Source organism: Stutzerimonas sp. LR2 (assembly GCF_055755175.1).
The window spans coordinates 45,873-68,469 of the sequence record NZ_JBVTRR010000004.1 but is presented as its reverse complement, the minus strand read 5'-3'; the positions used below and the strand labels follow the sequence as shown (position 1 = coordinate 68,469).

The following is a 22,597-nucleotide window of genomic DNA, read 5'->3' as shown; positions in this document are numbered from 1 at the left end:
CCCGAGGTGACCGGCCTTTTTCCAGCGCATACAAGCTGTTACTGTACCGGCCCGAGAAGCCCGTAAGCGCCAAGGATCGGATCCCCCGTCTGATGCGAGCCCTGCTACTGTTACTGACCTGTCTGGCCTTGAGCTTTCCCGCCCTCGCCACCATCAGCGAAAGCCATGGTTATGCGCAGTTCGGCACTCTTAAGTACCCAGCCTCCTTTACCCATTTCGACTGGGTGAACCCGCGCGCGCCCAAGGGCGGCCGGATCAAGCTGATGGCGTCAGGCACCTTCGACACGCTCAACCCCTACACCTTCAAAGGCACCAGCCCGAGCGGCTCGCCCGGTTTCCTGCAGTACGGCATCAGCGAGCTGAACGAACCGCTGATGGTCGGCACCGGACTGTACGACCCATCCGGCGACGAACCCGCGTCCAGTTATGGACTGATTGCCGAATCGGTGGAGTACAGCGACAACAACAGCTGGGTGGTATTCAACCTGCGCAAGGAAGCCCGCTTCCATGACGGCAAGCCCATCACCGCATACGACGTCGCCTTCTCCTACCGCCTCCTGATCAAGGACGGCCACCCGCAGTACCGCACCAACCTGCAGGGCGTGAAGCGCGTCGACATCCTCAACCGCCACCGCATCCGCTTCGTCTTCGAGCAGCCGAACAATCCGCTGCTCATCATGCGCCTCGGCGAACTCCCGGTGCTGCCGCAGCACTACTGGAAGAATCGCGACTTCAAGGCCACCACCTTCGAGCCGCCGCTGGGCAGCGGTCCCTACCGCATCACGCAGGTGCAACCCGGGCGCCAGGTGGTGTTCGAACGCGTGCGCGACTGGTGGGGGGCGAAGCTGCCAGTCAACCAGGGCAAGTACAACTTCAACCGCGTCGAGGTCGAGTTCTACCGCGACAACGTGGTGGCGTTCGAAGCGTTCAAGGTCGGTGAATTCGACTTCTACATCGAGCACCAGGCCAAGAACTGGGCCAACGGCTATCAATTCCCGGCCATGCTGCGGGGCGACATCATCCGCGCGGAGATTCCGCATCAGATTCCGACCCAAACCCAGGCGCTGTTCATGAACGGGCGCCGCGCGACGTTCGCCGACCAGCGCGTGCGCGAGGCCCTCGGCCTGATGTTCGATTTCGAGTGGACCAACCGCGCACTGTTCTATGGCGCCTATCGCCGCAGCGAAAGCTACTACCCCAACAGCGAGTTCAGCGCCACCGGCAAGCCCGAAGGCGGTGAGTGGCTGCTGCTTTCACCCTATCGCAAGCAGCTTCCGGCCAAGCTGTTCAGCGAGCCGTTCCAACTGCCGCAAACCGATGGCCGCGGCATCCCGCGGGATACCTTGCGCCGTGCCCTGGGCCTGCTCGCCGAAGCGGGCTGGAAACCCTCCGATGCCGGCCTGTTGAACAGCGCCGGGCAACCGCTGCGGTTCGAGATACTGCTGGTCAATCCGCGGCTGGAGCGCATTCTCCAGCCTTATGTGGAGAATCTCGCGCGCATCGGCATCCAGGCCAACCTGCGCACCGTTGACGGCGCGCAGTACAAGCAGCGGCTGGACCACTACGATTACGACATGATCCTGATGACGCTGGTGCAGAGCCTGAGCCCCGGGATCGAGCAGCACCTGTACTTCCATTCCAGCCAGGTGGACGTCAAGGGTGGACGCAACTATGCCGGCGTCGCCAACCCCATCGTCGACGACCTGATCGGCAAGCTGCTCGCCGCGCAGACCCGCGACGAGCAGGTCGCAGCCGCCCGCGCCATCGACCGGGTGCTGCTGTGGAACCACTACACCATTCCGAACTGGTTCATCAGTAACCATCGCCTGGCGTACCGAAATCGGTTCGCCCACGTCACCACGCCGCCCTACACGCTGGGTCTGCGCGCCTGGTGGCTGAAGAGCCTGGAGAAGAGCAAATGAACAATCGCGTGCGCCATTCGCTGTTTCGCGCCGGCCTGCTGAGTCTGCTCTGCATGGCAACCCTGGCCGAGGCCGCCCCCCGCCATGCCCTGACGCTGTATGACGAGAAGCCCAAGTACCCGGCCAATTTCCAGCACTTCGAGTACGTCAATCCCGAGGCCCCCAAGGGCGGCACGCTGCGCCAGGCCGGTTTCGGCAGCTTCGACTCGCTCAACCCCTTCATCAACAAGGGCGTCGCCGCCGATGACATCGGCCTGATCTACGACACACTGACCACCAACAGCCTGGACGAGCCGTTCACTGTCTACGGCCTGCTGGCGGAAAAGATCGAGAAAGGCCCGAACAACAGCTGGGTGCGCTTCCACCTGCGCCCGCAGGCTCGCTTCCACGATGGCGAGCCGGTAACCGCCGATGACGTGGTGTTCACCTTCGAGACGCTGATGAGCAAGGGCGCCCCGCACTACCGCGGCTATTACGCCGATGTGGAGAAGGTGGTGGCCGAGAGCCCGCGACGGGTTCGCTTCGACTTCAAGCACGCCGGCAACCGCGAGCTGCCGATGATCCTGGGCCAGCTGCCGGTGCTGCCGAAGCACTGGTGGGAGGGGCGCGAATTCACCTCGGGCAGCCTGGAAATCCCGCTGGGCAGCGGCCCGTACCGCGTCGAGAAGGTCCAGGCCGGGCGCTCGATCCGCTATGCCCGAGTCGAGGATTACTGGGGCAAGGACCTGCCGGTGAATCGCGGGTTCTACAACTTCGATCACGTCAACTTCGACTACTACCGGGACAACACCGTCGCGCTGCAGGCCTTCAAGGCCGGGCATTTCGACTACTGGTTCGAAACCAGTGCGAAGAACTGGGCCACCGCCTACGACATCGCCGCGGTCCGCGACGGCCGCATCGTCAAGGACGAAATCCGCAACTACAACCCGACCGGCATGCAGGGCTTCATCTTCAACATCCGCCGCCCGCACCTGCAGGATCGTCGCGTCCGTGAAGCCCTGGGCCTGCTGTTCGACTACGAATGGACCAATCGCCAGCTGTTCAACGGTGCCTACACCCGCACTCGCAGCTACTTCGACAATTCCGAGCTGGCCTCCTCCGGGTTGCCGAGCGAGGACGAGCTCAAGATCCTCGAACCGCTGCGCGGCAAGGTGCCGGACGAGGTATTCGACAAGGCTTTCGAACTGCCACAAACCCCGGGCAACGGCGTGATCCGCGAGCAGCAGCGCCAGGCCTATCGGCTGTTGACCGAGGCTGGCTGGAAAGTCGAGAACGACCAGATGTTGGACGCCCAGGGCAAGCCGGTGAAACTGGAGTTCCTGCTGGTGCAGGCCGAATTCGAGCGCGTGTTGCTCCCCTACAAGCGCAACCTGGCGGACCTGGGCATCGAACTGGAGATCCGTCGGGTCGACGTCTCGCAATACATCAACCGGCTGCGCTCACGCGATTACGACATGATCGTCAGCGGCTTCGGCCAGTCCAACTCCCCTGGCAACGAACAGCGTGAGTACTGGCACTCGGCGAGCGCGGACAATCCCGGTAGCCGCAACTTCATCGGCCTGAAGGACCCGGCCATCGACGTGCTGGTCGAAGGGCTGATCGGCGCCGACTCGCGCAAGGAACTGGTCGCCCACACCCGGGCGCTCGACCGGGTGCTGCTCTGGGGTCACTACGTGGTCCCGAACTGGCACATCAAGACCTGGCGCGTGGCCTACTGGAACCACCTGGCGCATCCGCAGGTCACGCCGCAGCAGGACATCGGTCTGATGACCTGGTGGCGCAAGCCCGACGCCCAGGCGCCAGTAGCCGACCCGGCGGAAGCGAAGAAGGCCGAGCAGGCCGGCGCCCCGGCACCTTCGGCGGAACCGGCAGCTGACGATGCCGCTGACGACTCTGCTACCGACGCCGAGGCGGAGCGCTAAGCATGCTGGCCTATATCATTCGCCGACTGCTGCTGATCATTCCGACGCTGTTCGGCATCCTGTTGATCAACTTCATCATCATCCAGGCAGCGCCCGGCGGTCCGGTGGAGCAGGCGATCGCCAAGCTGGAGGGCTTCGAGGGCGCCACCAGCCGTATCGCCGGTGGCGGCTCGGAAGTCGCGGTGGGCGGCACCAGCTATCGCGGCGCGCAGGGCCTGGACCCCGAGCTGATCGCCGAGATCGAGCGACTCTACGGCTTCGACAAACCGCCGGCCGAGCGCTTCTGGATCATGCTCAGCAACTACCTGCGGCTGGACTTCGGCGAGAGCTTCTTCCGCGACGCCAAGGTCACAGACCTGATCATCGAGAAGATGCCCGTCTCCATCTCGCTGGGGCTGTGGAGCACGCTGATCATGTACCTGGCCTCGATTCCGCTGGGGATCGCCAAGGCCACGCGCCACGGCAGCAAGTTCGACGTCTGGACCAGCTCGGCGATCATCGTCGGTTACGCCATTCCGGCGTTTCTGTTCGCCATTCTGCTGATCGTGCTGTTCGCCGGCGGCAGCTACTGGAACTGGTTCCCCCTGCGCGGCCTGACCTCGGCCAACTTCGACGACCTGACGCTGGGCGGCAAGATCATCGACTATTTCTGGCACCTGGCCCTGCCCGTCACCGCCCTGGTGATCGGCAACTTCGCCACCCTGACGCTGCTGACCAAGAACAGCTTCCTCGACGAGATCAACAAGCAGTACGTGATCACGGCACGGGCGAAGGGCTTGAGCAAGAATCGCGTGCTCTACGGTCACGTGTTCCGCAACGCCATGCTGATCATCATCGCCGGCTTCCCGGCCGCCTTCATCGGCATGTTCTTCACCGGTTCACTGCTGATCGAGGTGATCTTCTCCCTCGACGGGCTCGGCCTGCTCAGTTTCGAGGCGGCGATCAACCGCGACTATCCAGTGGTGTTCGGCACCCTCTTCCTCTTCACCCTGCTCGGCCTGGTGGTGAAACTGATCGGCGACCTGACCTATACGCTGGTCGACCCACGCATCGACTTCGAAAGCAGGGAGGCCTGAAATGCAGTTGTCCCCCCTCAATCAGCGCAGGCTGGCACTGTTCAAGGCACACAAGCGTGGCTGGTGGTCGCTGTGGATTTTCCTCGCGCTGTTCGTGCTCAGCCTCGGCGCGGAGATCATCGCCAACGACAAGCCGATCGTGGTGCGCTACGACGGTGAATGGTTTTTCCCGGTGTTCAAGCGCTACCCGGAAACGGCGTTCGGTGGCGAGTTCCCGCTGCAGGCCAATTACAAGAGCCCATACATCCAGGAGCTGATCGCCGAGAAGGATGGGTGGATGATCTGGCCGGTCATCCCCTTCAATTATTCGAGCATCAATTACGAGCTGCAGGTGCCGGCGCCGGCCCCGCCTTCGCTGGAAAACTGGCTGGGCACCGACGACCAGGGCCGCGACGTGCTGGCACGGGTCATCTACGGCTTTCGCATCTCGGTGCTGTTCGCCATCACACTGACCCTGATCAGCTCCGTGATCGGCGTGATCGCCGGCGCGCTGCAGGGCTTCTATGGTGGTTGGGTGGACCTGGTCGGGCAGCGCCTGCTGGAGATCTGGTCGGGCCTGCCGGTGCTCTACCTGCTGATCATTCTGGCCAGCTTCGTGCAGCCCAACTTCTGGTGGCTGCTGGGCATCATGCTGCTGTTCTCCTGGATGAGCCTGGTGGATGTGGTGCGTGCCGAATTCCTGCGCGGACGCAACCTGGAGTACGTGCGCGCCGCTCGCGCGCTGGGCATGCAGAACGGCGCGATCATGTTCCGCCACATCCTGCCCAACGCCATGGTCTCCACCATGACCTTCATGCCATTCATTCTCACCGGGGCCATCGGCACCCTCACCGCCCTGGACTTCCTCGGTTTCGGCCTGCCGGCAGGCTCGCCGTCGCTGGGCGAGCTGGTCGCCCAGGGCAAGGCCAACCTGCAGGCGCCCTGGCTCGGCATCAGCGCCTTCATGGTGCTGGCGATAATGCTGACCCTGCTGGTTTTCATCGGGGAGGCGGCGCGCGATGCCTTCGACCCAAGGAAATAAGATGTCCGAAGTTTCGATTGGCGAGAACCTGGTCGAGGTCCGCGACCTTGCCGTCGAGTTCGTCACCGGCGATCAGGTCCAGCGCGTGGTAGAGGGCGTGTCCTTCGACATCCGCAAGGGCGAAACCCTGGCGCTGGTGGGCGAAAGCGGCTCGGGCAAGTCGGTCACCGCACATTCCATCCTGCGCCTGCTGCCCTACCCGCTGGCCCGCCACCCCCAGGGAGAGATTCATTTCCACGGGCAGGACCTGATCAAGGCGGACGAAAAAGCCATGCGCAAGATCCGTGGCAACCGTATCGCCATGGTCTTCCAGGAGCCCATGACCTCGCTCAACCCGCTGCACACGGTGGGCAAGCAGATCAACGAGGTACTGGAAATCCACAAGGGCCTGCGCGGCAAGGCCGCCAGTGCCCGCACGCTGGAATTGCTCGAGCTGGTGGGCATACCGGAGCCGCGCAAGCGCATCCGCGCCTACCCGCACGAACTGTCCGGCGGCCAGCGCCAGCGCGTGATGATCGCCATGGCCCTGGCCAACGAGCCGGAGCTGCTGATCGCCGATGAACCGACCACGGCGCTGGACGTTACCGTGCAGCTGAAGATCCTCGAACTGCTCAAGGAACTGCAGGCGCGGCTGGGCATGGCGTTGCTGCTGATCAGCCACGATCTCAACCTGGTTCGGCGGGTCGCCCATCGCGTATGTGTCATGCAGCGCGGTCGTGTCGTCGAACAGGCGTTGTGTGAAGAACTGTTCCGTTCGCCCAAGCATCCGTACACCCAGGAACTGCTCGCGGCCGAGCCCAGCGGTGGGCCGGTGGAGGTCGAGCAGGCGGCACCGCTGCTGGAGGTCGAGGATCTGCGCGTCTGGTTCCCGATCAAGAAGGGCCTGCTGCGGCGTACCGTCGATCACATCAAGGCGGTCGACGGCGTGAACTTCAGCCTGCCCCGGGGGCAGACGCTGGGGATCGTCGGCGAAAGCGGCTCGGGCAAGTCGACCCTGGGGTTGGCTATCCTTCGTCTGTTGGCCAGTCGCGGCGAGATCCGCTTCCAGGGTCAGCCGCTGCAGGGCATGTCGCAGCGCGCCGTGCGGCCGTTGCGCCGGCAGATGCAGGTGGTCTTCCAGGACCCCTACGGCAGCCTGAGTCCGCGGATGTCGGTCGGGCAGATCATCGGCGAAGGGCTGCGCATTCACCACATGGGTAATGCGCAGGAGCAGGAACAGGCAATCATTGACGCGCTCGTGGAGGTTGGTCTCGATCCGGAAACCCGGCATCGCTACCCCCACGAGTTTTCCGGCGGGCAACGGCAACGCATTGCCATTGCCCGGGCTCTGGTGTTGAAGCCGGCGCTGATACTGCTCGACGAGCCGACCTCGGCGCTCGATCGCACGGTACAGCGTCAGGTGGTGGAGCTCCTGCGCTCGTTGCAGGCCAAGTACAACCTGACCTACCTGTTCATCAGCCATGACCTGGCGGTGGTCAGGGCGCTGAGCCACCAGATGATGGTGGTCAAGCAGGGCCAGGTGGTGGAACAGGGGGCGGCTGCCGAGATATTCGCGGCACCGCAACATCCGTATACACAGCAGCTGCTGGAATCCGCCTTCATGGCGCCCGGCGCTGCCGAACAACCAGAAGAGGGACAAGCACATGGGTTTTCTCACCGGTAAGCGCGTACTGATCGTCGGCGTTGCCAGCAAACTGTCGATTGCCTCGGGCATCGCCGCCGCCATGCATCGCGAAGGTGCAGAACTGGCTTTCACCTACCAGAACGACAAGCTCAAGGGCCGCGTCGAGGAATTCGCCGCCGGCTGGGGCTCGAGCCCGGAGCTGTGCTTCCCCTGCGACGTCGCCAATGACGAAGACATCGCCCGCGTGTTCGAGGAGCTGGGCAAGAAGTGGGACGGCCTGGACTGCATCGTTCACTCGGTCGGCTTCGCCCCGGGCGACCAGCTGAACGGCGACTTCACCGAAGTCACCACCCGCGAAGGCTTCAAGATCGCCCACGACATCAGCGCCTACAGCTTCGTCGCCCTGGCCAAGGCCGGTCGCGAGATGATGAAGGGCCGCAACGGCAGCCTGCTCACGCTCTCGTACCTGGGCGCCGAGCGCACCATGCCGAACTACAATGTGATGGGCATGGCCAAGGCCAGCCTGGAAGCCGGTGTACGCTACCTGGCTGGCAGCCTTGGCCCGGAAGGCACCCGCGTCAACTGCATCTCCGCCGGCCCGATCCGCACCCTGGCAGCTTCCGGCATCGCCAGCTTCCGCAAGATGCTCGCCGCCAACGAGAAGCAGACCCCGCTGCGCCGCAACGTCACCATCGAGGAAGTCGGCAACGCCGGTGCCTTCCTCTGCTCGGACCTGGCGTCCGGCATCAGCGGTGAGATCCTTTACGTCGACGGCGGCTTCAACACCACCGCCATGGGCTCGCTGGAAGACTGATCCTGCGCCCGCCTACGTAAAGCACCGAACCCCGCCTACTGGCGGGGTTCGTGTTTCTAGGGCGGCATCAGCCGGCCGTGACCGTCATGCCGCCATCGGCCATGACCACTGAGCCGACCATGAAACTGGCTCGCTCCGAGGCCAGGAACGCAACGACCTCGGCAATCTCCTCCGGCTGCGCCGCGCGGCCGATGGGCGCGGCTTCGCCATGCTGGGCGAGAAAGCCCGGCCCGTCCTCGACCACATCGTTGAGAATGTTGGTCACCACATCGCCGACGCCGATGGCGTTTACCCGAATGCCATGCTCGATCGCCTCCAGTGCCAGCGTGCGGGTCAGCTGTGCCAGCGCCCCCTTCGAAGCCGTATAGGCGGCGATGGTCGGAAAGGCGAAGTACGACGCATAGGAGGCGATATTGACGATCGCCCCCGAGCGGTTGGGCATCATTGCCTTGACCGCTTCGCGGCAATGCAGGAAAGCCGCAGTGGCATTGACCGCCTGGATGCGCTCCCAGTCCTCGCGGGTCATGTCCACCACCAGCTTGTTGATGATGATGCCGGCATTGTTGACCAGGATGTCGAGTCGGCCGAAGCGCTCGACCACCAGGCCCACCGCCCGCTCCGCGGCCCCGTCTTCGGTGATGTCGGCCTGAAGCGGCACCAGCCCCGGTCGAGCGAGTTCCTCGACCGCCGGGTCGATGTCTTCGGCAATGACCTTGGCACCTCGCTCGTGCAGCAGCAAGGCGATCGCCTTGCCGATACCACTGGCAGCGCCAGTGACCAGCGCGACCTTGCCTGCAACCTCCGCGATGACGCTATGCTTCGAATCGCTCATGCTGATTCCTCCGGTATATATGGCGCCATGGGCGCCCTGGTTATCGACAGGTTCAGTCTTGCTCATCGTTGCGCCCCGAACTTTCGCTGGCTTGCTCTGGCTGTCGGACTCTTGCGCGCAAAAGCCGGATCTAGACATCTGCGGACCGCAGGACCGCACAATGGTGGGCTGAAGTCCGCCCCGCGGTTCGCTCCGTGTTCGATCCGCGGCACCGGGCGGCCGCTGCGCTACGCTAACGACCCAGCCGCTTGCGGTCTTGTCCTGGAGTTTCACGTGCCTCGGCCAACCGACGCCCCGCCCTTGCCTGCTTCCGGCCGTGCCCCGGCCCAGGCCATGGGCCGTTACCTGCCCGCCGAAACGCAGCTGACCGAGCTGCCAATGCCGACGCAGGACGTCGTGCTGCAGCTGTTCAGCCACCGTTCGGTCGAAGTACCGATCGGCGTGCCGGCGGTGGTGGAGCCGTTGCTGGTCCTGGTGCTGGCCGGTGCTGCGCAGGTCGAGGAGCGCACACCGGGCGGCCAGTGGAGCACGGTGAACGTCCGTGCGGGCGACTTCTTCCTGACCGACACGGACGAGCCCTATGAGATGCGCTGGCAAGCGCTGGAGGGCGAGCGCTTCGAGGTGATGCACCTGTATCTCGGCCTGCCGCTCATCGACCAGGCGGCGCGTGAACTGCTGGGGCCGCAGAGCACCGGCGTTGCCTTGCTGGACGTTTCCGGTGCACGGGACGAGACGGTGCGTTGGTTGATGGATCAGCTGCGTCGCGAACTGCTCGACCGGCCCCAAGCCAGCCCGCTGTACGTCCGTGGCCTGGCCCAGGCACTGGCAGTGCATCTGCTGCGCCACTATCGCAACCCGCACGGCGGCATCCGCCGCAGCAATGCCCTGCCCGCCTACAAGCTGCGCAAGGTCATCGGGGTAATGAACGAACGGCTGGCCGAGGAGTTCAGCCTGGCAGCGCTGGCGCAGGTCGTCGAACTGAGCGAGTACCACTTCAGCCGGATGTTCAAGCGGGCCACCGGCCTTTCACCGTCGCAGTACTTCATCGGGCTGCGCATGGCGCGGGCGCGGCAGCTGCTGCTTGAAACACCGCGCAGCATCATCGACATCGGGCTGGAGGTGGGCTACTCGAGCCCCAGCCATTTCTCCCAGGTGTTTCGTCGTGAGGTGGGCGTCACGCCCAGCATCTATCGCCAGGGCTGAAAGAAATTCCGCAGGCGCAGCAACACGAAACCCCGGCCGTGATGACCGGGGTTTCGTACACGGAGCCCGGCGTTCGCCGGACTCGTCCTACAGATCGTCGATCAGCGCTTGGCGACCAGATCCTTCGGCAGCTTGAAGGTCCAGACCATGCCGCCCTGGTTGAACTCCTTGATGCGCTTGGCGACTTCACCGCCCCACAGAGGGACCGCACCACCCCAGCCGGACAGGACGGAAACGTACTGCTCGCCATCCATCTCCCAGGTAACCGGAGAACCGACGATGCCCGAACCGGTGTTGAACTCGTAGACTTTCTTGCCGGTCTTGGCGTCGAACGCCATCAGGTAGCCTTCCGGGTTGCCGGTGAACACCAGGTTGCCCTTGGTGGCCAGCACGCCGCCCCACAGTGGCGCGTAGTTGTTGTAGCGCCAGACTTCCTTGCCGGTCTTCGGATCGATGGCGCGCAGCACGCCGATGAAGTCCTCGTTGAGCGGCTTGATGGTGAAGCCGGCACCCAGGTAAGCCGCGCCCTTCTTGTAGGCGACGCCCTCGTTCCAGATGTCCATGCCCCACTCGTTGGACGGCACGTAGAACAGCCCGGTGTCCTGGCTGTAGGCCATGGGCATCCAGTTCTTGCCACCGAGGAACGACGGCGCGACGAACACGGATTTGCCCTTGTCGGCCTCGTTCGGATTGCCCGGACGGTTGGCGTCGTCGTAGATCGGCCGACCGTTCTTGTCCAGGCCCTTGGCCCAGGTGATCTTGTCGACGAACGGGAAGCCGCGGATGAACTTGCCGTTGGTGCGGTCGAGCACGTAGAAGAAGCCGTTGCGGTCGGCAGTACCGGCAGCCTTGATGGTCTTGCCGCCTTCCTGGTAGTCGAAGGAGATCAGCTCATTCACACCGTCGAAGTCCCAGCCGTCATGCGGCGTGGACTGGAAGTGCCACTTGATCGAGCCGTCGTTCGGGTCCAGCGCCAGGCGCGAGGAGGAATACAGGTTGTCGCCGGGACGCAGGTGCGAGTTCCACGGCGCCGGGTTGCCGGTGCCGAACAGCAGCGAGTCGGTGTCCGGATCGTAGTAACCGCCGAGCCAGGGCGCCGCGCCGCCGGTCTTCCACAGGTCGCCGGGCCAGGTCTTGCCCGCTTCGCCGCCCGAGATGCCGGCCTCGACCTTCTTGCCATCCTTCCACACGTAGCCCATGTGACCTTCCACGGTCGGACGGGTCCACAGCAGTTCGCCATTCTTCGCGTTGTAGGCCTCGATCTTGCCCACCACGCCGAATTCACCACCGGAAACGCCGGTGATGAGCTTGCCGTTGACCACCAGCGGAGCGGCAGTCAGCGAGTAACCGGCCTTGTAGTCGGCGACGGTCTTCTTCCACACCACCTTGCCGGTGTCCTTGTTCAGTGCGACCAGCTTGGCGTCCAGGGTGCCGAAGATCACCAGATCGTCGTACAGCGCCACGCCGCGGTTGATCACGTCACAGCACGGCATGATGCCGTCCGGCAGGCGCGCATCGTACTGCCACAGCTCCTTGCCGGTGCGGGCATCGAGCGCATACACCCGCGAATAGGAGCCGGTGATGTACATCACGCCGTCCTTGATCAGCGGCTGTGCTTCCTGGCCGCGCTGCTTTTCACCGCCCAGAGAGAAGCCCCAAACCGGTCGCAACTGATTGATGTTGTTGGTGTTCAACGCGTCCAGGGTGCTGTAGCGCTGGCCCTGCAAGCCCAGGCCGTTGGTGACGATCTGATCGGTGGACTTGGCGTCGTTGAGGATTTCCTGGTCGGTTACGGCCCAGGCGTGCAGGCTGGACATCGCCACCGCGGCGCATAGCGCCGTCACGGCGAAGGGCTTGCGAAGACCGGTGTGCTTCATTGCGGCTACCTCTGCGGGTTCATTGTTATGCCGGGAAATTTTCCCGGTCTGTTGCTGATTCTTGGTTTGCCCCGCCTCGCCAACAATTGCCCGCAGTACCGATTTTCCTCCTCCCTTGGTAGCAATACGCCGCTGCAGGCCAGGAAAACCGTGCCCTCCCAGGGCTGGTAGGGGCCATCGACGGCACCGAAGTCGCAACCAAACGGCCGGAAAAGACTATTCCGCACGGCCAGCCCAGCCCCTAAAACGGACATCCCCTCGCTCAGAAGGATACGAGCCATGTTTCACCCGATCCTGCTCTTCACCCTCCTCCTCCTGCCCCTCGCCAGCGCCAATGCCGCCCAGCCGATCCGCCTGGGGCTCAATTACCCCAGCACCGGCAACTACAAGTCCGAAGGCCTCGAATTGAGTCGCGGCGCCCTGCTCGCCGTGGACGAGATTAACGGGCGCGGCGGTGTGCTCGGTCGTCCGCTACAGCTGGTCAGCCTCAATTCGGCTGCACGCGCGGAAAAGGCCGAGGCGAATATCGATCGTTTTGCCAGCCAGGGCACCGTCATGGTGTTCGGTGGCGCCAACAGCGAGGAAGCCCTCGCCGCCGGGCAGCGGGCACGCCAGCTAGGACTGCTGTACTTCCCGACCCTCGGCTACGCCAACGAGATCACCGGCCGCGACGGCCATCGCCATCTGTTCCGCGAATCCAATAGCGCCTGGATGAGCGCGCGGGTGCTGGGCGAGTACCTCAGCTGGCACATGCCCAACCGGCGTTACTACTACATCAGCCTCGACGACGCCTGGGGCCGCAGCATGGAACAGGCCCTGCGCGAGGCGACCAAGAGCCGCGACCGTGCCCGTCACGGCTATTCGAAGATCGCCGAGCGTGGCGCACGCCGCGGTGACTACCTGGCGGCACTGCAGAAGGCTGCCGCCAGCGACGCCGACGTACTGGTGATCGTGCTGCTCGGTCAGGACCTGGTACAGACCATGCGCCTGGCACAGACGCTGGAACTGGGCAAGCGCATGCAGATCATCGTGCCTAACCTGACCCAGAGCATCGTCGAGCAGGCCGGACCGCTGGTCATGGAGAACGTGATCGGCACCGAGGCCTGGACCTGGCGCGTGCCCAAGCTGGTGGACAGCGTCGAAGGGCAGACCTTCGTCGACCGTTTCATCGCCCAGCACCAGGCCTACCCTGGCAGCACCGCCGCCTCGGCCTATGGGATCGTCCGGCAGTGGGCGGCCGCGGCACAGCGTGCCGGCAGCCTGGACAGCGAGGCGGTGATCGCGGCCATGGAAGGCCACCGCTATCGCCTGCTCAAGGACGAGCAGTACTGGCGCGACTTCGACCATCAGAACGTGCAAAGCATCTACGCCGTGCGGGTCCGCAACCGCAGCGAAATCATGCAGGACCGTTTCAAGCAGGATTACTTCACCATCATCCACCGCATGGATGGCGAAGAAGCTGCGCCAAGCCTGGATGACTGGCAACAGGAACGCGGCGATCAGCTACAGCTGCAGTGAAACTCCTCACTGGTCGACGCGTTCGAGCGCGTCGGCCTCGTAGCGCGGATAGAGGTGGCTGACGCTGCGGATCAGTTCGTAGCGCGTCAGGCTGATGCCGGCGAAACGCTCCGGTATCGGACTCTGGATCACCTCGTTCATATCCGCCCCGCTGGCGGCGGAATCACGCAGCAGGCCATCGAGCCAGCCGAGATAGTCGCGCATCTGGGCGAATGGCGCGGTATCGTCCGCCACCGGGCCGTGCCCGGCCACCAGGCGCTTCCAGGGCAAGGCCTGGAGGGTATCCAGATCAGCCAGCCAGACATCCAGCCCCGGACTGTTTGGCGTCGTCAACGCACGCTGGTAGAACAGGATGTCGCCGGCGAACAACACACCACTGCGCTCGTCGAGGATGGCCAGGTCCGCACCGGTATGCCCGCGCAGCGCCAACAGGCGCAGCGTGCGCCCACCGACTTCCAGCGTACCGGTCGTGACGCTCTCGGTCGGCAGCACCACTTCGGTGCCGCGCATCCAGTCGCCGACCAGGCGGTACATGTTTTCCGCCATGGCGTTGCCCTGCTCGCGCAGCAGTTCGGTGGTACCGGCCAGCGCGGCGATCGGCACGTCGGCGAATGCCTGGTTGCCAAGCACATGGTCCGGATGATGGTGGGTCAGCAGTACCTTGATGATTGGCCGATCGGTCACCCGGGCAATGGCTTCGCGCATCGCCTCGCCGTAGCGTCTGGACGGCCCGCTGTCGATCACCACCACGCCAGAGTCGGTGACGATGAAACCGGTGTTGACGATGTTGCCGCCATTGGCCTTGTCGAAGTTGGCCGTCGAGCCTTCCAGCAGCCAGACGCCCTCAGCGAGCGGTTGCGGCTGCAGCTCGTAGCGAAGCTCGGCGTGCACGGATGGCGTCAGACAGAACGCGAAAATCAGAATGAACAGGCGCATGACGCCTCCTTGGCTTGGGTTATCGCAGGCCGAAGCGGAGATGGGCTCAGAGCGCGGCTTCGAACTCGTTGCCGTTGTTGTCGCGCAGCCACAGGCGGGTGTCCTGCTCGCCTTTCACCTCCAGGCTGAGGCTGGGGTTCTCGGCGACGGCGGGATACAGCTCGAGCGCTGCCAGGACCTGCCCGTCGGCAGCGCGCAGCTCGGCCTGGTTGAGGAAGAACTCCGGAATGCCACCGACCAGCCCGTTATCCATGGGATGGGAGACCTGCAGGCGCAGGCGGCTGAAGTCACCGCGCACGAAGCGCCCGCCGATCACCTCACCGAGCCGGTCCTCCCAGCCGGGCTGCGCGCGCACCACGCTGGGCGCGGTGCACCCCCCACCGGCGGCATCGACCCTCGCCGAGCCGACATGCCAGACCCCATCTCGGGTCAGCACGGCGGCACGTACCGGGGTGGCCTGCTCGACACGGATGCGGATCGCCACCAGCGGCAACACCTGGTCGCCGGGGACGAAGGTGAAGATCCGCGGGATGGGATTGAGGTCGGCCCAGGCTTCTATGCGCACCACCTCATCGCCCAGGGCACGCGCATCGACGTGGATCGGCACCTGCCGCGAGTCCTCGGCGAACGGCGGCACCTGCACCTGCACGCGCTCGTCAAACACGTAGGGCTCGCCGTTGAGCAAGCCCTTGTGGTGGTACTCCCACATCACCGACTGCAGCGGGTCGGCATCCGCCGCCAGCACGGCCTGCCCCTGAAGGGCGATCAACAACAGCAAGATCCGGACGCTCATGTCGACTCCTCGAAACGGCGATCCGCAACGGGATCGGTATCGCGCAGCGCTCGGCCCGGAGCGGCATGACGCCGCCGTCAGCGCCCGGCCACGTCGTTTTCCACATCCTGGTACAAGCCGGGCAGCTCGTAATGCAGCCCGTGCTTGGCGTACAGCTTTTCCATACCGCCTTCGAGGATCAGCGGTTCCAGCACTTCCTCCAGTGCATAGGCCAGCTGGCGGTTGGACTCGTGTACGGCCATGCCCAGATCCCAGACCTGCTTGCCCATGTTCGGGTAGGCGTTCTCCGCAAGCTTCAGGTGGCTGTCGCCCGCCTGGGCCATCAGCCATTCGATCTCGCCACGCATCGCCATGGTGGCGTCGACCTCGCCCTCCTTGAGCGCGGCGAAGGCCTGCTGCACGCTGGGATAGTGATGGAGGTTTTTCGCCAGCCGACCCTCGAAGACCGAGGACAGGTAGAACGAGGGGACGCTGTCCACCTCCACGCCGATCGGGTGGTACTGGAAAACCGCCACGCTGGGCACGTCCTCGATGCGCCGATCGTCATAGGCCGTCTGCCAGCGCTCGCGCTGGTAAGGCCCGAACATCACCACCAGCTCGTTGATCAGTTCACCCAGCTCGTTGCGCTTGTAGGAGAACTCGCGGTCGTACGGCACGCGCAGCATCACGTCGGCCAGCACGTCGCGGCGCAGGTAGTGCCCCTTCCAGATGAAGTTGCGCAGGTCATCGTCCAGCGTTTCGTCCGGCGTCACCCACAGCACTTCGAGCTTGAGGCCCAGGCCTTCGGCAAGCTTCTGCGCGAGCTCGAAGTCGACGCCGCGCGGCTGGCCGTCCTGCTGGTAGCTGTACGGGGGGAAGTTCTCGTACATCGCCACCTTGAGCACGCCCGACTCGATGATGTCATCGAAGGCGCGCACCCTGACCACGTCCGCCTGCGCCAGCGCGCAGCACAGCGTCAGCCACAGCGCGAGGAACAGCCGCGCGCCGGCCATCACTGCTTGGCCGCTTCGCTTTCGATATAGGTACGGATCGCCCACAGCGCTTCCTGACTGAGGGTGTCGGCCATGCGCGGCATGTAAACCGCACCGTCACGCACGGCGCCGTTGATCACGCGCTCCTTGTACCACTCGTCGCCGTCGTAGCTGGCTTCCAGCTCGCGCAGGTCCGGAGCGATACCGCCGGAAATGGCTTCCAGGCCATGGCAACGGGCGCAGTTCTGGTTGTAGGCGGAGGAGCCGATCTGCACGGCGAGGTCGTGGTGCTCGCTCGGCGCGCGATAGGGGTTCTCGTCCAGCCACTCCTCACCCAGCGCCGGCAGGCCTTTGGTGTTGACAGCCTGTGGCGTCACGTCGCCATGGGCGAATACCAGTCCGGAAACCCCGAGGACACCCGCTGCCAGCAGTGCGCGCAAAATGATCTTGTTGTTCATGACTACCACCCTCTATTCGAGAACCTGTGCAAGGCAGCCCCAATCGGAGCGCATGGTGGTCATGTTGGCCGCGCGGACGGATCGGCAGAATCCTGCTTTGGATGCCTGCATCTCCTCCCTTGGTACTGGGTTTTGCTACCACCTTCGGCACCCCACCGGTAGCAAGGCCAAATCATCGGCGGCCGGGAAGGAATCCCGGTGTTGGCGGGAGCTTTTCCGTGTCGGTGCGCGCGCCGCGCTTCCAATAATCGAATCGCCTGGCCAGCCGGATGTGGCGGCCTCGTTCGAATCGACCAAGGGAATCGCAACCATGAAAACAAGATCGCACCCCGGCGCACCCCGCCCGCTCGCACTTGCCGTGCAATGCCTGGCTCTGGCCGGCAGCCTTGCCATGGCGGGCGCCGTGCACGCCAAACCGGTCAGCTGGGAAGACATCGCCAATGACCATGTCACCACCAGCAACGTGCTGCAGTACGGCATGGGCACCAATGCACAGCGCTGGAGCCCTCTGGCGCAGGTCAACGAGAGCAATGTGTTCAAGCTGACCCCGGCCTGGTCGTTCTCCTTCGGCGACGAGAAGCAGCGCGGCCAGGAATCCCAGGCCATCGTTCACGACGGCGTGATCTACGTTACCGGCTCCTATTCGCGGGTGTTCGCCCTCGATGCGAAGACCGGAAAGCGCCTGTGGAGCTATGCCCATCGCCTGCCCGACGACATCCGCCCGTGCTGCGACGTGGTCAACCGCGGCGCCGCCATCTATGGCGACAAGATCTACTTCGGCACCCTCGATGCCCGTGTCGTGGCACTGAACAAGGACACCGGCAAGGTCGTCTGGAACAAGAAGTTCGGCGACCATGGCGCCGGTTACACGATGACCGGCGCACCGACCTTGGTAAAGGACGGCAAGACCGGCAAGGTCCTGCTGATCCACGGCAGCTCCGGTGACGAGTTCGGTATCGTCGGCAAGCTGTTCGCCCGCGACCCGGATACCGGTGAGGAAATCTGGATGCGCCCGTTCGTCGAAGGCCACATGGGCCGCCTCAATGGCAAGGACAGCACCCCCACCGGCGACATCAAGGCGCCGTCCTGGCCGGACGATCCCAACCACCCCACCGGCAAGAAGGAAGCCTGGAGCCAGGGCGGCGGCGCGCCATGGCAGAGCGCCAGCTTCGATCCGGAGACCAACACCATCATCGTCGGTGCGGGCAACCCGGCACCCTGGAACGGCTGGGAGCGCACCAGCGACGGTGGCAATCCGAACGACTACGACAGCCTCTACACCTCAGGGCAGGTCGGCGTCGATCCGAGCACCGGCGAGGTGAAGTGGTTCTACCAGCACACCCCGAACGATGCCTGGGACTTCTCCGGCAACAACGAGCTGGTGCTGTTCGACTACAAGGACAAGGCCGGCAAGACCGTCAAGGCCACCGCCCATGCCGACCGCAACGGCTTCTTCTATGTGGTGGACCGCAAGGACGGCAAGCTGCAGAACGCCTTCCCCTTCGTCGACGGCATCACCTGGGCCAGCCATATCGATCTGAAAACCGGGCGACCGGTCGAGAACGAAGGCCAGCGCCCACCCAAACCGGAGCCGGGCGAGAAGCACGGCAAGTCGGTGGAAGTCTCGCCGCCCTTCCTCGGTGGCAAGAACTGGAACCCCATGGCCTACAGCCAGGACACCGGCCTGTTCTACGTGCCGGCCAACCACTGGAAGGAGGACTACTGGACCGAGGAAGTCAGCTACAAGAAGGGCTCCGCCTACCTGGGCCAGGGTTTCCGCATCAAGCGCATGTACGACGACCACGTCGGCATCCTGCGCGCCATGAATCCCGCCACCGGCAAGGTGGAATGGGAACACAAGGAAAAGCTGCCGCTGTGGGCCGGCGTGCTGGCGACCAAGGGCAACCTGGTCTTCACCGGCACCAGCGACGGCTACATCAAGGCCTTCAACGCCAAAACCGGTGACGAGCTGTGGAAGTTCCAGACCGGCAGCGGCGTGATTTCCCCGCCCATCACCTGGGAACAGGACGGCGAGCAGTACATCGGCGTAACGGTCGGCTATGGCGGCGCCGTGCCCCTGTGGGGCGGTGACATGGCCGTGCTGACCAAGCCGGTCGCCCAGGGCGGCTCGTTCTGGGTATTCAAGCTGCCGGAATGGGAGAAGAAGACCGCCAAACGATGAGTGGAGCCGTGCCCGCCCACGCGGGCACGTCCTCAAGCCCTCAAGGTACAGCGGTTCGCGCGGCATGCCTGGCCTCGCCGGCTCCGGGTTGGCGCTCTCGTCGACAGGCCAGAAACGCCACGCGACCGCTTTTCATTTCCTGCCTCAGGTGACGCCCATGAACGCCCCTTGCCGTTTGCTTCTGCCACTGGCGCTGTTCAGCAGCGCCGCGGTCTTCGCCGCGGATGACGGCCCCTTGACCGTCAACGGCTGCGTGCTACAGCCCGACAGCCAATGCGCCAACGCCGACCTGCGCGGCGCCGACCTCAGCAATCAGGACCTGCGCCGGATCAACCTCGCTGGCGCCAACCTCTCCGGCGCCAACCTGCGCCACGCCAACCTCGACCTGGCCAATCTGGAAAAGGCCGACCTCACCGGCGCCACGCTTAATCGCGCCAGCCTGCAACAGGCCAACCTGCGCCTGGCCAATTTCACCGATGCCAGGCTGATCGCCATCCAGGGCTGGGGCTTGTTCGCCCAGGCCACGCAGTTCAAGGGGGCCGACCTCACCGGCGCCTACCTGGAGTTCGCGCGCATGAGCGGCGCGAAGCTGCATGGCAGCACCCTGCGCGCTGCCGACCTGGAGATGACCTGGCTGAGCAAGGCCGACCTGATGAGGGCGGACCTCACCGACGCCAATCTGCAGGAAGCCAAGCTCAACGATGCCAACCTGGCAGATGCCGTACTGACCGGTGCTCGCCGCCATTACGCGACCTTTCAGGGCACCAATATGGAAGGATGCAAGGACTGCCCGCATGACTGGGAAAAGTGATGCACCGCCATGCCCGTTCGATTGAGGGGCTCAATCGGAGGGATAGAGCGAAGGGTGGCCACTGCGCCTCAGGAAAACTCGAACGGCGCCGATGCAGTGACTGGGCGGTCTTGCCCTCCACTGGATGCCAAACAGATGTTCAACAAAAACCTAAAACGGGAACTGGCTGAGTTGCGCGAGGACGCGGCAATCAACCAGCAGATCAAGAACTCGTTGTACAGGGAAATGATGGTCCTCGAATTGGACCCGCAAGGACGCATCCAGCACGCCAACGAGCTGTTCATCAGTGAAATGGGCTATCGCCGCGAGGACCTTATCGGTCGCCCGCTCGATGGTTTCTTCAGCCAGCAGTTTCGTAGCGAACCGAACTATTCACGGCTCAAGACCGCCATGCAGCGTGCCGAGCATGTCAGCGGGGCGTACCGCCTGCTGCGTGCCGATGGCCAGGAAGCCTGGCTGCGCTCCATCTGGCAACCGATCAAGGGCTCCGATGGCACGCTGCACCACTTTACCCTGTGCGCCACCAACCTGACCCGCACCATCGAGACGTCACGCGAGCACGAGAGCGTGATCAATGCACTGCTGCGCTCCACCGCCGTCATCGAATTCGACCTGGGCGGGCATGTCATCACGGCCAACCAGCGCTTCCTCGAGGGCATGGGCTACCGCCTCGAGCAGATCAAGGGCAAGCACCACCGCATGTTCTGCGAACGCGAAGAGGCGGAATCCGCTGCCTACCGGGATTTCTGGGCCAGCCTGAACCGCGGCGAGTACATTGCGGACCGCTTCAAGCGCATCGATGCCCATGGCCGGACGGTCTGGCTGGAGGCTTCCTACAACCCGGTGCACGATGCCTACGGCAAGCTCTACAAGGTCATCAAGTTCGCCACCGTGATCACCGATCAGGTCAACCGCGAGCTGGCGGTCGCCGAGGCCGCGACCATCGCCTATGACACCTCGCACCACACCGATCTCAGTGCCCAGCGCGGCGCCCAGGTGGTCCAGCAGACCGTCGATGTGATGCATCGCATTGCCCAGCAGATGCAAGAGGCTTCCGATGGCATCGAGGCGCTGGACAAGCAGTCGCAGCTGATCAGCGCCATCCTAAAGACCATCAGCGGGATCGCCGATCAGACCAACCTGCTGGCGCTCAACGCCGCCATCGAAGCCGCCCGCGCCGGCGATCAGGGCCGCGGCTTCGCCGTAGTAGCCGACGAGGTGCGTCAGCTGGCCGCGCGCACCAGCAAGGCAGCCGAGGAAATCGTCGGGGTGGTGCAGAAGAACCAGGACCTCGCCCAGGCTGCCGTGCACAGCATGTCCAGCAGCCGAGACCAGGCCGAACAGGGCCTGGAATTCGCCAACCAGGCCGGCGCGGTCATCGTCGAGATCCAGGACGGCGCCCAGCGAGTGGTCAGTGCGGTCGGCCAGTTCGCCAGTCAGCTGAAGAACTGATGGCGGGCTGCGCTCGGCCCAGCGCCTACACTTGCCGGCAGGCCCGAGCGCAATCGGGCAATGCATGTACCCGGCGGAGGATCAGCGCTTGAGCCAGAGGCCCATCATCCACATCGCGGTGCAGTCGGACGTCGAGCGGCTGCCGGCCTTCCAGGGATTGCCGAATCACGCCATCGTCATGCCTGCGAGCGCCGAGGCCTTCTCCGCGGCAGCGCAGGAGCTTCTCGCCTGCGCCTGCATCGGTTTCGACACCGAATCCAAGCCGACCTTCAGGGTCGGCGAAGTTTCCAGCGGACCGCACCTCATCCAGTTCGCCACGCCGGCGAAAGCCTACCTGCTGCGGGTCGGGCGGCCCGGCTGCATCGAGGCGGCCCGCACCGTGCTGCAGGCGACACAGGTGGTGAAGATCGGGTTCGGGCTGAAATCCGACCGCTCACGGCTGCACCAACGGCTGGGCATTCATGCTCACAGCCTGCTCGATCTCGGTTCGCTGTTGCGTTATCAGGGCAAGAAGGGCCAGGTCGGCCTGCGTGGCGCAGTCGCTGCGGTGCTGGGCAGGCAGATCGACAAGTCCCGCCGCCTGGCCACCTCGAACTGGGCCAATCCGCTGCTGACCGAAGCGCAGCAAGCCTATGCGGCCAATGATGCCTACGCCGCGCTGCAGGTATTCCACGCCCTGCCGGCCGAACGCCGGCAGGAGCTGCTGATGGCCGCGCAGCGCGCACAGAGCGCAACCGCCGATACCACGATGGACCCGCTGGTGATTCGCTGGCAACGCCTGGTCAATGACAGCGGCCAGACCTGCGATCGCTGTGGCGCCACCGAGCAGGCGGTACGCCAGGCGAGCCGTCGGTTGCAGCAGGCGTTGCGCCGGTTCGGCGTCAGGGTGCGGGTCCAGACCTGCGCCCTCACCCCGGCTGATTTCTCGCGGACGCCGCTGGAATCGAATCGCATATGGATCGCCGGTGTACCGCTGGAGCGGTGGCTGGGCACAGCTCACGGGCAGAGCAAATGCTGTTCGGCGTGCGGTGAGGCCAACTGCCGGACCCTTGAGTTGAACGAAACACGTTATGAGGCGGTCCCGGCCGCGCTGATCGTGCAGGCGGGACTGCTCGCGGCGCAACGCCTGCTCGGCCACCCCGTCGCACCTTCGCTACCCGATGACGACTGCTGCGCCTGAAGCCC

Annotated in this window: 18 protein-coding genes; 12 read left to right on the top strand and 6 right to left on the bottom strand. The window is 64.5% G+C overall.

Annotation, left to right across the window (positions count from 1 at the left end; genetic code table 11):
* Window positions 1–92: 92 nt before the first annotated feature.
* From ACVRRC_RS14820 to fabI, 6 genes are read left to right on the top strand one after another with little or no spacing between them, the layout of a single operon-like run.
* A complete protein-coding gene (locus ACVRRC_RS14820; RefSeq protein WP_423566700.1) occupies window positions 93–1,922 on the top strand; it encodes an extracellular solute-binding protein in 1,830 nt (609 codons plus the stop codon).
* Window positions 1,919–3,844, top strand: a complete 1,926-nt coding sequence (locus tag ACVRRC_RS14815) for an extracellular solute-binding protein (RefSeq protein ID WP_011913384.1) — start codon at window positions 1,919–1,921, stop codon at window positions 3,842–3,844. The genes ACVRRC_RS14820 and ACVRRC_RS14815 overlap by 4 nt, the downstream gene beginning before the upstream one ends.
* A gap of 2 nt (window positions 3,845–3,846) precedes the next feature.
* Window positions 3,847–4,920 (top strand): microcin C ABC transporter permease YejB, encoded by a 1,074-nt coding sequence (locus ACVRRC_RS14810; RefSeq protein WP_011913385.1) that lies wholly within the window; start codon window positions 3,847–3,849, stop codon window positions 4,918–4,920.
* Window position 4,921: 1 nt separating this feature from the next.
* The gene (locus ACVRRC_RS14805) at window positions 4,922–5,941 is read left to right on the top strand and encodes an ABC transporter permease (RefSeq protein WP_011913386.1); all 1,020 of its coding nucleotides are present in this window, start codon (window positions 4,922–4,924) and stop codon (window positions 5,939–5,941) included.
* 1 nt (window position 5,942) lies between these two features.
* Window positions 5,943–7,604 carry an ABC transporter ATP-binding protein gene (locus ACVRRC_RS14800; RefSeq protein WP_049339103.1) on the top strand — a complete coding sequence of 554 codons (1,662 nt, stop codon included), beginning with the start codon at window positions 5,943–5,945 and terminating at the stop codon, window positions 7,602–7,604.
* Complete coding sequence (fabI, locus tag ACVRRC_RS14795) at window positions 7,585–8,379, top strand: enoyl-ACP reductase FabI (RefSeq protein ID WP_011913388.1); 795 nt, start codon at window positions 7,585–7,587, stop codon at window positions 8,377–8,379. The genes ACVRRC_RS14800 and fabI overlap by 20 nt, the downstream gene beginning before the upstream one ends.
* A gap of 67 nt (window positions 8,380–8,446) precedes the next feature.
* Here the strand turns inward: fabI and ACVRRC_RS14790 are convergent, their stop codons facing one another.
* Complete coding sequence (locus ACVRRC_RS14790) at window positions 8,447–9,211, bottom strand: SDR family NAD(P)-dependent oxidoreductase (protein WP_013982912.1); 765 nt, start codon at window positions 9,209–9,211, stop codon at window positions 8,447–8,449.
* A 333-nt stretch (window positions 9,212–9,544) separates the two neighbouring features.
* On the opposite strand from ACVRRC_RS14790, the gene ACVRRC_RS14785 reads away from it, so the two are divergent.
* The gene (locus ACVRRC_RS14785) at window positions 9,545–10,414 is read left to right on the top strand and encodes a helix-turn-helix domain-containing protein (RefSeq protein WP_125853418.1); all 870 of its coding nucleotides are present in this window, start codon (window positions 9,545–9,547) and stop codon (window positions 10,412–10,414) included.
* A gap of 101 nt (window positions 10,415–10,515) precedes the next feature.
* On the opposite strand, the gene ACVRRC_RS14780 is transcribed toward ACVRRC_RS14785, so the two are convergent.
* Window positions 10,516–12,291: a PQQ-dependent methanol/ethanol family dehydrogenase gene (locus ACVRRC_RS14780; protein ID WP_013982914.1), complete on the bottom strand. Its 1,776-nt coding sequence runs from the start codon at window positions 12,289–12,291 to the stop codon at window positions 10,516–10,518.
* Between the two features lie 279 nt (window positions 12,292–12,570).
* Between ACVRRC_RS14780 and ACVRRC_RS14775 the strand changes: the two genes are divergently transcribed.
* The gene (locus ACVRRC_RS14775; RefSeq protein ID WP_472997165.1) at window positions 12,571–13,809 is read left to right on the top strand and encodes a substrate-binding protein; all 1,239 of its coding nucleotides are present in this window, start codon (window positions 12,571–12,573) and stop codon (window positions 13,807–13,809) included.
* Between the two features lie 6 nt (window positions 13,810–13,815).
* Here ACVRRC_RS14775 and ACVRRC_RS14770 read toward each other — a convergent pair whose 3' ends face one another.
* From ACVRRC_RS14770 to pedF, 4 genes are all read right to left on the bottom strand, one after another.
* A complete protein-coding gene (locus ACVRRC_RS14770) occupies window positions 13,816–14,745 on the bottom strand; it encodes a quinoprotein relay system zinc metallohydrolase 1 (RefSeq protein ID WP_472997164.1) in 930 nt (309 codons plus the stop codon).
* A 46-nt stretch (window positions 14,746–14,791) separates the two neighbouring features.
* The gene (locus ACVRRC_RS14765; RefSeq protein WP_045159107.1) at window positions 14,792–15,538 is read right to left on the bottom strand and encodes a quinoprotein dehydrogenase-associated SoxYZ-like carrier; all 747 of its coding nucleotides are present in this window, start codon (window positions 15,536–15,538) and stop codon (window positions 14,792–14,794) included.
* A gap of 77 nt (window positions 15,539–15,615) precedes the next feature.
* Window positions 15,616–16,530 carry a substrate-binding periplasmic protein gene (locus ACVRRC_RS14760; protein ID WP_011913395.1) on the bottom strand — a complete coding sequence of 305 codons (915 nt, stop codon included), beginning with the start codon at window positions 16,528–16,530 and terminating at the stop codon, window positions 15,616–15,618.
* Window positions 16,530–16,967, bottom strand: a complete 438-nt coding sequence (gene pedF / locus ACVRRC_RS14755; RefSeq protein WP_011913396.1) for a cytochrome c-550 PedF — start codon at window positions 16,965–16,967, stop codon at window positions 16,530–16,532. The genes ACVRRC_RS14760 and pedF overlap by 1 nt, the downstream gene beginning before the upstream one ends.
* Window positions 16,968–17,277: 310 nt before the next feature.
* Here pedF and exaA point away from each other — a divergent pair, with 310 nt between their 5' ends.
* The 4 genes from exaA to ACVRRC_RS14735 all read left to right on the top strand — a co-directional run bounded on the left by exaA (window position 17,278) and on the right by ACVRRC_RS14735 (window position 22,592).
* The gene (gene exaA / locus ACVRRC_RS14750; protein WP_017243925.1) at window positions 17,278–19,149 is read left to right on the top strand and encodes a quinoprotein ethanol dehydrogenase; all 1,872 of its coding nucleotides are present in this window, start codon (window positions 17,278–17,280) and stop codon (window positions 19,147–19,149) included.
* Between the two features lie 157 nt (window positions 19,150–19,306).
* On the top strand, window positions 19,307–19,960 hold the full coding sequence (locus ACVRRC_RS14745; RefSeq protein ID WP_125919357.1) for a pentapeptide repeat-containing protein: 654 nt from the start codon (window positions 19,307–19,309) through the stop codon (window positions 19,958–19,960).
* Window positions 19,961–20,095: 135 nt separating this feature from the next.
* Window positions 20,096–21,412: a methyl-accepting chemotaxis protein gene (locus tag ACVRRC_RS14740; RefSeq protein WP_108241702.1), complete on the top strand. Its 1,317-nt coding sequence runs from the start codon at window positions 20,096–20,098 to the stop codon at window positions 21,410–21,412.
* An 88-nt stretch (window positions 21,413–21,500) separates the two neighbouring features.
* A complete protein-coding gene (locus tag ACVRRC_RS14735) occupies window positions 21,501–22,592 on the top strand; it encodes a DUF2703 domain-containing protein (RefSeq protein ID WP_472997163.1) in 1,092 nt (363 codons plus the stop codon).
* Window positions 22,593–22,597 lie beyond the last annotated feature (5 nt).

Excerpts from the sequence above, each read along its gene's own strand:
- ACVRRC_RS14820 (WP_423566700.1), top strand. The coding sequence starts at position 93 with ATGCGAGCCCTGCTACTGTTACTGACCTGTCTGGCCTTGAGCTTTCCC.
- ACVRRC_RS14815 (WP_011913384.1), top strand. The coding sequence starts at position 1,919 with ATGAACAATCGCGTGCGCCATTCGCTGTTTCGCGCCGGCCTGCTGAGT.
- ACVRRC_RS14810 (WP_011913385.1), top strand. The coding sequence starts at position 3,847 with ATGCTGGCCTATATCATTCGCCGACTGCTGCTGATCATTCCGACGCTG.
- ACVRRC_RS14805 (WP_011913386.1), top strand. The coding sequence starts at position 4,922 with ATGCAGTTGTCCCCCCTCAATCAGCGCAGGCTGGCACTGTTCAAGGCA.
- ACVRRC_RS14800 (WP_049339103.1), top strand. The coding sequence starts at position 5,943 with ATGTCCGAAGTTTCGATTGGCGAGAACCTGGTCGAGGTCCGCGACCTT.
- fabI (WP_011913388.1), top strand. The coding sequence starts at position 7,585 with ATGGGTTTTCTCACCGGTAAGCGCGTACTGATCGTCGGCGTTGCCAGC.
- ACVRRC_RS14790 (WP_013982912.1), bottom strand. The coding sequence starts at position 9,211 with ATGAGCGATTCGAAGCATAGCGTCATCGCGGAGGTTGCAGGCAAGGTC.
- ACVRRC_RS14785 (WP_125853418.1), top strand. The coding sequence starts at position 9,545 with ATGGGCCGTTACCTGCCCGCCGAAACGCAGCTGACCGAGCTGCCAATG.
- ACVRRC_RS14780 (WP_013982914.1), bottom strand. The coding sequence starts at position 12,291 with ATGAAGCACACCGGTCTTCGCAAGCCCTTCGCCGTGACGGCGCTATGC.
- ACVRRC_RS14775 (WP_472997165.1), top strand. The coding sequence starts at position 12,571 with ATGTTTCACCCGATCCTGCTCTTCACCCTCCTCCTCCTGCCCCTCGCC.
- ACVRRC_RS14770 (WP_472997164.1), bottom strand. The coding sequence starts at position 14,745 with ATGCGCCTGTTCATTCTGATTTTCGCGTTCTGTCTGACGCCATCCGTG.
- ACVRRC_RS14765 (WP_045159107.1), bottom strand. The coding sequence starts at position 15,538 with ATGAGCGTCCGGATCTTGCTGTTGTTGATCGCCCTTCAGGGGCAGGCC.
- ACVRRC_RS14760 (WP_011913395.1), bottom strand. The coding sequence starts at position 16,530 with ATGGCCGGCGCGCGGCTGTTCCTCGCGCTGTGGCTGACGCTGTGCTGC.
- pedF (WP_011913396.1), bottom strand. The coding sequence starts at position 16,967 with ATGAACAACAAGATCATTTTGCGCGCACTGCTGGCAGCGGGTGTCCTC.
- exaA (WP_017243925.1), top strand. The coding sequence starts at position 17,278 with ATGAAAACAAGATCGCACCCCGGCGCACCCCGCCCGCTCGCACTTGCC.
- ACVRRC_RS14745 (WP_125919357.1), top strand. The coding sequence starts at position 19,307 with ATGAACGCCCCTTGCCGTTTGCTTCTGCCACTGGCGCTGTTCAGCAGC.
- ACVRRC_RS14740 (WP_108241702.1), top strand. The coding sequence starts at position 20,096 with ATGTTCAACAAAAACCTAAAACGGGAACTGGCTGAGTTGCGCGAGGAC.